Source organism: Methylotenera sp. E1MeOHC1, from assembly GCF_058745595.1.
In genome coordinates, this window is the sequence record NZ_CP196025.1 from 482,879 (window position 1) to 495,324 (window position 12,446).

At 44.0% G+C, this 12,446-nt stretch carries 11 protein-coding genes; 5 read left to right on the plus strand and 6 right to left on the minus strand.

The annotated features are described in order from the left end of the window. Window positions 1-60: 60 nt before the first annotated feature. From ACSSU7_RS02185 to dhaL, 3 genes are all read right to left on the minus strand, one after another. Entirely contained in the window at window positions 61-1,047 is a 987-nt protein-coding gene (locus ACSSU7_RS02185; protein WP_492517112.1) for a GGDEF domain-containing protein, read from the minus strand. A 240-nt stretch (window positions 1,048-1,287) separates the two neighbouring features. Beyond that, complete coding sequence (gene dhaK, locus ACSSU7_RS02190) at window positions 1,288-2,277, minus strand: dihydroxyacetone kinase subunit DhaK (RefSeq protein ID WP_492517113.1); 990 nt, start codon at window positions 2,275-2,277, stop codon at window positions 1,288-1,290. A 13-nt stretch (window positions 2,278-2,290) separates the two neighbouring features. Next, the gene (gene dhaL, locus ACSSU7_RS02195; RefSeq protein ID WP_492517114.1) at window positions 2,291-2,926 is read right to left on the minus strand and encodes a dihydroxyacetone kinase subunit DhaL; all 636 of its coding nucleotides are present in this window, start codon (window positions 2,924-2,926) and stop codon (window positions 2,291-2,293) included. 69 nt (window positions 2,927-2,995) lie between these two features. Here dhaL and ACSSU7_RS02200 point away from each other — a divergent pair, with 69 nt between their 5' ends. Both ACSSU7_RS02200 and ACSSU7_RS02205 read left to right on the plus strand, forming a co-directional pair. Beyond that, entirely contained in the window at window positions 2,996-4,363 is a 1,368-nt protein-coding gene (locus ACSSU7_RS02200; protein WP_492517115.1) for a HAMP domain-containing sensor histidine kinase, read from the plus strand. A 35-nt stretch (window positions 4,364-4,398) separates the two neighbouring features. Beyond that, window positions 4,399-5,037 (plus strand): response regulator, encoded by a 639-nt coding sequence (locus ACSSU7_RS02205; protein WP_492517116.1) that lies wholly within the window; start codon window positions 4,399-4,401, stop codon window positions 5,035-5,037. A gap of 60 nt (window positions 5,038-5,097) precedes the next feature. Here the strand turns inward: ACSSU7_RS02205 and ACSSU7_RS02210 are convergent, their stop codons facing one another. Both ACSSU7_RS02210 and ACSSU7_RS02215 read right to left on the minus strand, forming a co-directional pair. Further along, a complete protein-coding gene (locus tag ACSSU7_RS02210; RefSeq protein ID WP_492517117.1) occupies window positions 5,098-5,961 on the minus strand; it encodes a DMT family transporter in 864 nt (287 codons plus the stop codon). Between the two features lie 24 nt (window positions 5,962-5,985). Continuing rightward, window positions 5,986-7,095 (minus strand): aromatic ring-hydroxylating oxygenase subunit alpha, encoded by a 1,110-nt coding sequence (locus ACSSU7_RS02215; protein WP_492517118.1) that lies wholly within the window; start codon window positions 7,093-7,095, stop codon window positions 5,986-5,988. Window positions 7,096-7,441: 346 nt separating this feature from the next. Here ACSSU7_RS02215 and ACSSU7_RS02220 point away from each other — a divergent pair, with 346 nt between their 5' ends. The 3 genes from ACSSU7_RS02220 (at window position 7,442) to ACSSU7_RS02230 (ending at window position 10,917) form a co-directional block, all read left to right on the plus strand. Beyond that, window positions 7,442-8,623, plus strand: a complete 1,182-nt coding sequence (locus tag ACSSU7_RS02220) for an aspartate aminotransferase family protein (protein ID WP_492517119.1) — start codon at window positions 7,442-7,444, stop codon at window positions 8,621-8,623. A 59-nt stretch (window positions 8,624-8,682) separates the two neighbouring features. Beyond that, entirely contained in the window at window positions 8,683-9,597 is a 915-nt protein-coding gene (argF, locus tag ACSSU7_RS02225) for an ornithine carbamoyltransferase (protein WP_029144029.1), read from the plus strand. 99 nt (window positions 9,598-9,696) lie between these two features. After that, window positions 9,697-10,917 carry an argininosuccinate synthase gene (locus tag ACSSU7_RS02230; RefSeq protein ID WP_492517120.1) on the plus strand — a complete coding sequence of 407 codons (1,221 nt, stop codon included), beginning with the start codon at window positions 9,697-9,699 and terminating at the stop codon, window positions 10,915-10,917. Between the two features lie 182 nt (window positions 10,918-11,099). Here the strand turns inward: ACSSU7_RS02230 and ACSSU7_RS02235 are convergent, their stop codons facing one another. Then, the gene (locus tag ACSSU7_RS02235; protein ID WP_492517121.1) at window positions 11,100-12,377 is read right to left on the minus strand and encodes a carbonic anhydrase; all 1,278 of its coding nucleotides are present in this window, start codon (window positions 12,375-12,377) and stop codon (window positions 11,100-11,102) included. Window positions 12,378-12,446: the final 69 nt, after the last annotated feature.

Here is a 12,446-nt window from a genome sequence, read left to right on the forward strand (position 1 = left end):
TATAAACTACTCAGTGAGTAGTTTATAGGTCAGTTGGCTTGTATGGTGAGATACGTTGGCCTAGAACAGCTCGATTTCGCCTTCTTTTTTATTGTCTTGCAAGCTACCATTGGCAATCAGTAACTCATAAGAATCTACACGGTTGCGGCCATGATTTTTAGCGTAATACAGTGCGGTATCCGCGCGGTCTATAATCTGGCTTGAGGTGTCAAATGGTGAAATTTCAGTAAAACCAGCGCTGACAGAAACTTTACCAACTTGCGGAAACTCAAAACTGGCGACTTTTTGTTTAAATCGCTCAAAAATATTTTGAATATCAAAAGTGCTGCTACATTCAAAGAAGCCAACAAACTCCTCTCCACCAAAGCGGAATAGTGGGTCTGCTTCCCTAAAGCTTTGACGCATGAGCTGAGAAAACATCAACAACACTTCATCGCCAATTAAGTGGCCGAATTGGTCGTTAATTTTTTTGAAGTGATCAATATCAAAAATCGCTAAAAAGTATTTCTGATCAACCTTATCTTCCTTGCGGTTGGCACCACTATGCATTTGGGCAAGAATTTTATTGATTTTAAAGTCAAAGGTTTTACGGTTGAGTAAACCAGTGAGCGTGTCGCATTCATTTTCGTTATTCAACAAAATGAAGTTTTGATAAATCTCCAATATCATACAAACTGAGTTGTATAAATGCTCATTGGTATGGTCTGCATCAATCGCAATCACGCTGTCTACATGCCCCATAGTGCCTGTAATGGGGTGAAGTTTGATGGCGTGCTGTGCATCAACTTGATAACTATAAGCTGTGCCTGATTGTAAACAGTTGAGAATTGCTCGCTTAAAGTCAGCCGGCATGTCTACATTGTTTGTGTTGCTATCATCCGTTAGTGCCGTGATTAATTGTTTTTTTACATCATTCACATGATAAATGACAACAATTCTTTTTGACTCGTTATGGTTGAGGTTAATAAAGTCAGAGAGTGTTTTGATGAGCGCAACTTGCAGGGATAGGTCATCGCGCTCTTTTGTGAGTGTTACTAACTTACTCAATAACGAATTGATGCAGTATGTTTGCAAGGTTTCTATTTGATATTAGCGATTAAATGCCTAAAAACTTAATCATAATCAAGTTGCTTTATGACCGATTGATTCTCATACTATCATAACTTTTCACCTTGCTGAGCTTAAGTAAATGGTATCGTGGTGAGTATGGTGAAATAATGTTTTTACATAACCCTTTCGGGTGGTAACTTATTGTCGCAAATGGATGTTTTTGGTTTTTTTCAGAGCTTAGCGCCCCCATCTTAACGCGGCAGTATGCACTGGGCTATCCCAATGTTGTTTGATTTCATCGTCTAACATACATAGCGTAATAGATGCGCCAGCCATATCAAGTGCGGTCGTGTAATTGCCCACCAAAGAGCGCGTAATTTTAATGTCGTGCTCAGTAAATAACTTCGCTGCAGTATTGTAAATTAGGTATAGCTCCATTAATGGAGTGGCACCAAAACCGTTAACTAAAAGCAGCGCTTCGCTACTTGGCGCAGGTTTTAACGCATCCAGAATGGCGCTGACTAGGTCTTGAATAATTGCATCAGCTTCACGCATAGGTTCGCGTTTACGGCCCGGCTCGCCATGGATGCCTACACCCATTTCAAGCTCGTTATCGTTAATATCAAAAGTAGGGCGGCCAGCAGCCGGAACCGTACAGCTGGTGAGGGCAACACCCATGCTTGCGGTACGGTTGTTAACTTTATCTCCCAGTGCTTTGCATGTCTGTAAATCGGCGCCAGTTTCAGCTAAGCTACCTACACATTTTTCTACAATCACAGTGCCAGCCACGCCGCGTCGCCCAGTGGTGTAAGTGCTGTTAATCACAGCGCAATCGTCGCTGGTGAGTACCGTAGCAGATTCAAATGGCAGCATCTCTGCTGCCATTTCAAAATTCATCACATCCCCAGCATAATTCTTAACAATAAATAAAATGCCACGTTCAGCATGCACCGCTTCTGCGGCGGCTAACATTTGATCAGGAGTGGGCGAGGTAAATACATGGCCAGGGCAGGCGGCATCCAACATACCGTAACCAATATAACCCGCATGTAGTGGTTCATGCCCTGAGCCACCGCCAGAGATGATGGCTACTTTGTTGCTGGCTTTTTGCTGGCGTGTTAAAAACAGTGGGTCTGTATTTAGCTCAACTAAATCAAGATGCGCCGAGGCAAAGCCAGTGAGGCTTTCAATTAATACATCGTCAACTTTGTTAATAAACTTTTTCATCACACGCCCTTTTTTAAGGTTGGCTTAGTAGCACTTGGTTACAAACTGCATTAATCATTAACTGGCAGCTTTTTGCACCAGGGTCTATATGTCCAATCGCACGTTCCCCCAAGCCGGCGGCACGTCCTTTAGTGGCAATCAATGCTTTTGTTGCGAGCATGCCTTCTTCGGCAGTGTGCATCAGCGCATGACAGATTGCTTTTATATCGGTATTGGTGGATGCAAGTGCAGAAAACTTCTGTGCTACCGGAATCAGTACATCCAGCATGGTTTTTTCACCCAAGCCGGCTTTGCCGCGCTGCTGAATCGCCTCAACGCCTGCGGAAAAAGCTGCGGCATAGGTGGTGGTTGTGTCATCGTTTTTTTCTTTAAGTACTTTGGCCATACTCATGAAAAAGCTTGCCAGTAATGGGCCTGAGGCGCCGCCTATGGTGCTGAGTAATTTAAGGCTAATTTTGTTGAGCGCCGCATCTGCTGTGAGCGATGTAAGCTCTGCATGCAATTCAGTAATCGCTGCTGCGCCGCGTTTCATATTGATATAGTGGTCACCATCTCCAATGGCGCGGTCTAGTGATTCTAGTTCTGATTCATGGTCAAGAATGGCGTCACGTATAGAGTCAGCCGCTGATAAGATAAATGATGTTTTCATGAATAACACTATATAGCGAATTGATTAAAGTTGTTAAACTCTACACATGTCATAAAGTGATTTCAACTCATGAGCTTACGTTTTCGTTTAAATTTACTGATTACCTTATTGTCGTTGGCATTCATCTTGGTGGTAGGGTCTATCTTGGTGACAGATACCCGAATTTCAATCCGTGAGCGCGTTGAGGCTGCCAGCCGCGTAACCGTGCAGTTGCTGGATACGGTCATTATCAGCTCGACGTTAAATCCGGAAATGGGGCCTACGCATGTTGTGCTGCAGGGGTTTTTGGCTTCTTTGGGCTATGTGCGCAGCAGCCATATTACCCTTTATGATTATCGGGGGTATGAGCTGTATCGCTCACCTGAGTCTACCTTTAAAAGCGATGTCGTCCCGCCGCAATGGTTTGTAAAGTTAGTACAGCCTAAGGTTGAAACGGTTGAGCGCAGGATTCGTTACGGTACTTTGGTGGTGCAGTCTAGTGCAGCAGGTTCCATTCGTGAAGCGTGGGCTGGCTTTAACCAGTTAATGTGGGTTGGCTTGGCATTTTTTATCATTCTGAACACCTTGGTTTACTTGCTGTTAAGTCACTCATTGAAACCGATTGGCCGAATCTTGGGTGCAATCAACCGTATTGAGCAGGGTGATCTCACAACGCGGTTGCCTACCTTCCCCTTGCCAGAGTTTGATACGATAGGCCACAGCCTTAACCGCATGGCTGAGTCGTTAACTGCTGAGCGCTTGCTAGAGGAGAATAGGCAACTTACCCATTTGATACAAAAGCATATAGAAGAAGAGCGCCGTAGCCTAGCAAGAGAGTTGCATGATGAGCTTGGTCAGTACGTAACAGCGATTAAAACGTTTGCCGTAGGCATTGCTAATAAAGCCAAGGCAAATAGCACCAGTGCGGGGATGGCAGAGATTGCATCCAGTGCGCAAGTAATCGTTTCGGCAGCCAACCAGATTTATGATGGCATGCATAATATAGTGCGCCAATTAAGGCCTGGCGCCTTGGATAATTTAGGATTGGCGGAAACGCTGAAAGACTTGGTGAGTAGCCATCAGGTGCAGTACCCTAAACTCAATATCCAGCTTTATTTGTCTGAAAACCTACAGTCGGGTAACTTGCAGAGCTTAGGTGAAACTATCAGTATTAATCTGTATCGAATAGTGCAGGAGTCGCTGAATAACGCTTTAAAATATGCCAAGGCCAGCACAATAGAAGTGCGGTTGGTTAAAATGTCTGATGGTGAGCTGCAATTAATCATTAAAGACAATGGCATTGGTATGGATATTGATGCGGTTGACCAAAGTAGGCATTTTGGCTTGCTTGGTATGCGTGAGCGTGTACAGGCATTGCATGGCACCTTTGTGATAGCGTCCGCGCCTAGTCAAGGTACCACGATCACAATTAAGGTGCCTGCAAGTGCTACGAATTAATGTAATTTATGTGCCTACGGGCAGAAAGTCAGTCAATGAGTCAGATTAATGTGATGTTAGTAGATGATCACGCAGTTGTTCGTATGGGATTCAAAATGTTGCTTGAGTCTGATGCTGATATTAAGGTGGTGGCAGAAGCTGAGAGCGGCGAGCATGCGATTCAACGTTATGTGGAACATAAACCTGATGTGGTCGTGATGGATATTACGATGCCAGGGATTGGCGGCTTGGAGGCAATAGAGCGTATTTTGGCAAAAGACAGTACGGCAAAAATACTAGTATTGTCTGCACACGAGGATTCAGTCCATCCTAAGCGTGTACTTAATGCAGGGGCAATGGGCTATCTTACTAAGCGTAGCGCGGCAGAAGAGCTGATTAAAGCCATTAGAACTGTTGCGGGCGGTAAAAAGTATTTAGAAGCCAGTGTTGCACAGCAAATGGCGATTCAGCAGCTATCTGGTGATCAAAACCCTGTAGATGTACTCTCACCTCGTGAGTTTGAAGTGTTTATGGCGCTGGCTAAAGGCAAGACAACCAATGAGATTGCTGAAACGCTATTTCTAAGCCCACGTACAGTGGGTACACATTTGTATAACATCAAGCAAAAGTTAAATGCCAACAACTCGGCAGAAATTGCTTTAATTGCGATGCGTAGCGGTTTGCTCGACGCTTAATTTAAAAACAAAATTATAAAGATGTGGCGAGTGTTCTAGGTATTTACGTGGTTTCAAATCCTAGCGGCTGCCACGTATGCTAATAATTCCACTGAGTACAATCAGGCCAATCGCCAGCCATGCGTCCACACTCAGATGCTCATGCCACCAAATGACGCCAAATATACTTGCTAACAAAATCGTGACATATGCGAGGCTAGCCACGACCAATGTATCACCTGTGCGGTAGGCGCGAGTGAGTGCAAGCTGGGCAATCGTGGCTGAGACGCCTAAGCCTATCAAGATGGGCAGGTCTGGCCAAACTACTGCGTGAAAGTGGTCAAACAGCATCCATGCGCCCGCACACGCCGAAGAAACCAAGGTAAAGTAAAACACAGTACGCCAATCAGGCTCGTTTGCTTGGCCTAGTTGCTTAACGTGAATATAAGCCAGCGCCGCACCTAGTCCCGACAGTAAGCCAAAGGAGCCGGCTAGCCACTGTGATTGGTTGATGGTGGGTTTTAATAATAAAGCCACCCCGGCAAAACCAATAGCAAGCGCAATGAGTAATATTTTTTTTGGTTTTTCATTGAGCAGCAATGGCGTAAATACCGCTAAAAACAGTGGTGACGTATAGTTGAGTGTAATTGCTGTCGCTAGCGGTAAATGTGAGATAGCGTAGAAAAATAAGATCAGTGCGATGAAGCCAACCACTGCACGTGACATTTGTTTGTGCATGACGGGTGTAGCAAGTGGCAGTTTTTTGTGGGCGATGAATAAGCCTATAAATACCAAGCCAAATAAGGAGCGATAGAACACGAGTTCGGCACTGCTGAATTTTTGAGCGCCGAGTTTAACCAGCGCCCCCATGATGGCAAAGCCTAATGCTGCAACTAGCATCCATAAACTACCTAGATTAGGTAAGGTGAAGCTAGGCTTTTTCATGCATTTGCTCAGATAGCGTCATGTTTAAGCGGGTGCGAGGTGTTGCTGCATTTGCTGGCGATACCATTGATGAAAATGCTCCATGCCGGTTTCCATCGGGTGTTGGTATGGGCCACGCTCATCGATGCCTTGTGCAAATAAAGCGTGGCGGCCATTGTGCATGCGTTGGCAAATGTCATTATCTTCTACCGCGGTTTCTTCGTAGGCGGCTTGTTGTGCAGCAACGTACTCGCGCTCAAATAAACCAATATCTTCTGGGTAGTAAAACTCCACCACATTGGTACATGCGTTAACGCCTCGCGGGATAATGTGGGATACGACCAACACGTTTGGGTACCACTCTACCATCAGGAAAGGATAGTACACCATCCAGATCGCACCATATTTAGGTGCTTTGTCTGTGTGGTATTTTGCTACTTGCTCTTGCCACGCTTGGTAAGTTGGCGAGCCAGCTTTGTTAAGTGACTGTTTGAAGCCTACGGTTTGCACGCTGTAATTAGCTGCAAACTCCCAGTTTAGCTGTTCGCAGTTAACGAACTGATTAAGACCAGGGTGAAATGGGCCAACATGATAGTCCTCTAAATATACTTCAATAAAGGTTTTCCAATTGAAGTTGTATTCCTCAACGGCCACACGGTCTAACATATAGCCTGTAAAATCAAAGTCTTGTTTGCAACCTAAGTTTGCAAGGTCTTTTGCAATGTCGCGCTTGGTGTCAAATAACAAACCCTGCCAGTTTTGTAAGGTTTTTTTATCAAGATTTAAGCAAGGGTTTTGCTCAAAATGCGGAGCACCTAGTAATTTGCCTTCCAGATCATAAGTCCAGCGGTGCAGGGGGCATACGATGTTCTTCGCTTGTCCGCGGCCTTTAAGCATCAATGCTTGGCGGTGCCTACACACATTGCTTAGTACATTAATACCGTCTTGTTGGCGCACCAAGCTTTTTGCTTGCCCCATCCAATCTAATACATGGTAATCACCAGCATTGGGTACCATCAGTTCATGGCCAAGATAATGAGGCGCATGGGCGAATAGATGCTGCTGCTCCATGGCATAGGTGTTTTCGTCAACATACCAAGAGACCGGTAGTTGAGATGCTGTGTCTTGTTGGGAAACCAAAGTTAAAGATGCCATAAGAAAAAATGGTTGGCAGTTAAAATTTCAGGGATGGCGATTTTTGCCTAAATTGCTATTTTTATCAAGTCATTATTATATAATTATCTATAAGTTTTGTACTGTAAAACTTGCCAATAGTGAGGTTTTCGGCTACTCTCGTGAGAGTTTCTTTACCCTTCAATTAAAATCTAACTGCCATCTTTTTAAATTAAATAAACCAAAGATGTTGTCGCGATTCTTTATTAATTTATGAATTGCGGGATTTTTATTTTTGTAGGTTTCTTACTGTGTGGTAAGAGTAGGATTTTGTATTGCCTAATAATTTGTACGTCTAAAACAACTTGCTATTTGAGTAAATAAAAAAATGTCAGACCATTTAATGAATACCTATATGCGTCAGCCTGTTACCTTTGTAAAGGGTAAGGGCGTTTGGCTATGGGATAACCATAATGAACAATATCTTGATGCACTGTCAGGTGTTGCTGTAAACGGCTTAGGTCATGCACATCCAAAATTGGTGGATACCATCGCCAAGCAAGCAGCTAATTTGATTCATGTTTCTAACATCTACCAAATCGCTGAGCAATCAGCACTGGCTGATAAGCTGTGTGAAGTGTCCGGTATGGACAAAGTGTTTTTCTGTAATTCAGGCTGTGAGGCCAATGAGGCGGCGATTAAAATTGCGCGCTTATATGGACACAATAAAGGGATTCAAAGCCCTGAAATTGTTGTGATGGATCAATCTTTCCACGGACGTACCTTAGCAACGCTATCTGCAACGGGTAATCGTAAGGTGCAGGCAGGCTTTGACCCACTGGTGAGTGGCTTTATTCGTGTGCCTTATGATGATGTGGATGCGGTGAAGCAAGTGGCATTGCACCATCCCAACGTAGTTGCTGTACTGGTGGAACCAGTGCAGGGCGAAGGTGGTGTGAATATTCCTAAAGATGCCGGTGCTTATTTAGAGCAACTGCGCGAAATATGTGATGCCAATGGCTGGCTATTGATGCTAGATGAAGTGCAAACAGGGATTGCACGCACTGGCACTTGGTTTGCATTTCAGCATACCAGCATTAAACCCGATGTGATGAGCCTAGCTAAAGGCTTAGGTTCTGGCGTGCCGATTGGCGCTTGTGTTGCCAGCGGCAAAGCTGCTGAAGTGTTTACCTATGGCAAACACGGCTCTACTTTTGGCGGTAACCCACTAGCCACTGCGGCTGGCTTGGCTACGCTTAATATTATTGAAGAAGAAAAGCTGCGTGAAAATGCCGAGAAGATTGGCAATTTGATTCGCGAAGGTTTTACGGCTGAGCTTAAAGGCACCCCAGGTCTTGTAACCGTGCGTAACGCTGGCTTGCTTATCGGGATTGAATTAGACCGCCCATGTGGTGACTTGGTGAAAATGGCATTAGAAGCCAAACTGCTCATTAACGTTACTGCAGACAAGGTGGTGCGTTTGTTACCTCCGCTCGTGATGAATGAAGCTGAGGCAAAAGAGCTGGTGCAACGTTTGTCTGTTTTAATCAAAACATTCTTATCACAATAAATCATTTACAACATAACTAACTGTAGTCGGTTTTAATAAAACTTGAACTACCAAAGATGATGGCAATAAAACACTTTTTACAATTTAATGATTTAAACCGTGACGAGCTTGAGTACGTGTTCGAGCGTACTCGTTGGATCAAAAGCCAATTCAAGGATTATCAGCAATATTGGCCATTACAAGACCGTACATTGGTCATGATTTTCGAAAAAGCCAGCACACGTACACGCTTGTCATTTGAGGCAGGCATGCAGCAGCTGGGCGGCTCTGCTATTTACTTAAATACCAGAGACTCGCAGTTGGGTCGTGGTGAGCCAGTGGAAGACGCAGCACAGGTCATTTCACGCATGAGCGATTTGGTGATGATTCGTACCTTTGAGCAGGAAATCATCGAGCGTTTTGCCGCTAACTCACGCGTGCCGGTAATTAACGGTTTAACCAATGAGTATCATCCGTGCCAGATTCTTGCAGATATTTTTACTTATATTGAGCATCGTGGGTCGATTAAAGGCAAAACGGTAGCTTGGATTGGTGACAGTAATAACATGTGTCATACATGGCTGCAAGCCGCTGAGTTGTTAGATTTTAATGTACATGTATCTACGCCACCAGGTTATGAAGTTGAGCCTGAGCGTGCCAATTTATATGGTACAGACCATTTTGAAGTGTTTGCTGACCCGATGGATGCCGCGCGCGGTGCTGACTTGGTGACGACTGATGTATGGACAAGTATGGGGTTTGAGGCGGAGAACGAAGAGCGCATGCGTGATTTTGCTGATTGGCAAGTAGATAGCGACATGATGCGTGTTGCGGCTAAAGATGCGTTATTTATGCATTGTTTACCTGCACACCGTGGTGAGGAAGTTTCTGCCGAAGTGATTGATGGCGTACAAAGTGTGGTATGGGATGAAGCTGAGAACAGATTACATACCCAAAAAGCACTGATGGAATATTTGTTGTTAGGAAAAGTTTAGTTAACAATTGACATGCTGTTGTGTTGAACGCCATGTATATAAACATAGGCTTTAACCCTCTGTAGTGAGTTGCGAAATATCTATAGATAGAAAGAGATTATGAGTAAAGTAAATAAAGTAGTGTTGGCCTATTCAGGCGGTTTAGATACTTCAGTTATTTTGAAATGGCTGCAAGATGAATATAAATGTGAGGTTGTGACCTACACGGCTGATTTGGGTCAGGGCGAAGAGTTGGAGCCTGCACGTGCAAAAGCAAAAGCGGCTGGTGTAAAAGAGATTTTTATTGATGACGTGCGTGAAGAGTTTGTACGTGATTTTGTATTCCCAATGTTCCGCGCTAACACCGTATATGAGGGTGAGTATTTATTAGGCACGTCTATTGCGCGCCCGCTTATTGCTAAGCGTTTGATTGAAGTGGCGCGCGATACCAATGCTGATGCAATTTCACATGGCGCAACTGGTAAAGGTAACGACCAAGTACGTTTTGAGCTTGGTGCTTATGCGTTAAACCCTAACATCCAAATTATTGCCCCATGGCGTGAGTGGGATTTACTGAGCCGCGAAAAACTGATGGCATACGCTGAAAAGCACGGTATCCCTGTGGATATGAAGCATAAGCAAGGTGGTAGTCCATATAGCATGGATGCAAACTTGCTACATATTTCTTATGAAGGCCGTCATTTAGAGAACCCAGCCGCAGAAGCTGAAGACTCTATGTGGCGCTGGAGCGTGAGCCCTGAAAAGGCACCAGATGCTGCTGAATATTTAGATATTGAATACGTGAACGGTGATCCAGTAAGCTTAAATGGCCAGCCGATGAAAGCACATGATTTGTTGGCGCATCTTAATAAAATTGGCGGTAAACACGGTGTAGGTCGTTTAGATCTGGTTGAAAACCGTTATGTAGGTATGAAATCACGCGGCTGCTACGAAACACCAGGTGGCACTATTTTGCTTAAAGCGCACCGTGCGATTGAGTCTATTACTTTAGACCGTGAAGTAGCGCACTTAAAAGATGATTTAATGCCACGTTACGCAAGCATGATTTACAACGGATACTGGTGGAGCCCTGAGCGTCTTGCGTTACAAACGCTGATTGATCATACACAGCAAACAGTCAACGGCTGGGTGCGTGTGAAGCTGTACAAAGGCAACGTGATTGTGACTGGCCGTGATAGTAAAACGAACTCATTATTTGATCCTAATATTGCTACTTTTGAAGATGACAAAGGCGCTTACGATCAAAAAGATGCAGGCGGCTTTATTAAGCTTAATGCCTTAAGAATGCGTATCGCAGCAAATTTAAGAGATAAAAAGTAAGCAATAAATTAAGTGCGGAAATTTAAATAGTGGTTGATCTAGGTTAATCACTATTTAAAATAAAATGTAGGAATGCACTTAGAATTTAGTAGTAATGCGTAAAACAGAAAAAGCACCTAGCTCATACTAGGTGCTTTTTTGTTTTAAGCTCGTGGCGTATTGTAAATAGCTCTGAAGTTAGCTTAATCAACAATCAAGCGACCATTTAGCGCCTGTAGCGGGCGGTTGTTTTGTTGCGTCAGCGCTGCTAATGCATCGATTTGCTCTTTACTTGCGGTCATTGGCGTTTTAATCAATATCCAGCGTACACCTTCTGTGCAAGGCGGGGAGGTGAGTGAGCCGCTAAAGCGATAGTAGTCTTGATTACTCGGCATCATTTCACTGGCAAGCAATCTTGATTTTAGCGTAACAGCTTTGTTACTCTCGTTAGGTAGTTGTTTTAATACTTTGTCCAAGGCTGGGTTAGGCCTGCCTTCTCTAAATAGAACAGCAACAATTGCAGTGTTGCCTTTAACGTCTGTATGTAAAAACTGCGCTTCCAACGGGAATGGTTTGCCTTTAATGCTATGTTCGCTAGGCGTATGAAAGTTGGCCTGTTTTAGTTTGAAGGTAATGTTGTCGATGGCGACAAGATTTCCATCTCTAAAATTTAGCTGTATGGAGTGGTTGGTTTGCAATACCTCTTTTGCCGGAAATTTCTGCAGCAGTTTTAATGGCTTTAAGTTTGCATCCAAGCTCTCGTCAATATCGATCGGTGATTGGGTGCTACCAACACTGCACATGGAAAATTCATCGCTCAATTTCCCCCAATGCTCAGGGCCTTCTTTACCCTCGTAACTCCAAGCGACAGGCTTTTTGGCTTCCTCGGCCTTCTTGTTGTTAGGTTTTGCTGGAGCTTTTTCAGCAGGTTTTGCTTCTACTGGTTTGGTTTCTGTCGCTTTGCTTTCTGCATCGGTAGGTTTGGCGCTTGTATTGGCTTCAGGTTTTGTTTCTGTAGTAGACGGTGCTTTGGCAGGTGCTGGTGTCGCAGCTTTAGGTGCCGCGTTTTTATGGCTAGCGCATACATACTGCATTGCACGATCAAAGTCTGATTCGGGGACTGGTTCAATAAATTTAGCGTTTTTTACATTATCAATACCAGCCGAGTGTACAAGCTCCGTATTTAAGTATTGAAACACCTGTGTAGCCGCAGACTTTTGTGACGGGCAGTCAAAATACCATAGTAATTTAGAAAGGTTGTATAGCGTGTCTGGGGACTCTAAGTTTTTCTGGATAGTTTTGTATTCAATTTTTACCCAGGCACGTTTTAGTTTGTCTTTTTCTAAGATAGATTGCTTGTCTATCATTAATTTGGATGTGCTGTTCTCATTAATCTTCACCCAATTGGCGGCCGAGCACGTGTCGATGCTCATGAAGAAACAAACAAGAGATAAGGTGAAATAAGTTACCGCTTTTTGCATATTACGTTCCGACTTTATTATTAGTGCCTATCGTTAATTGTTATTAACTTTAATTGGGCACTTATTTAG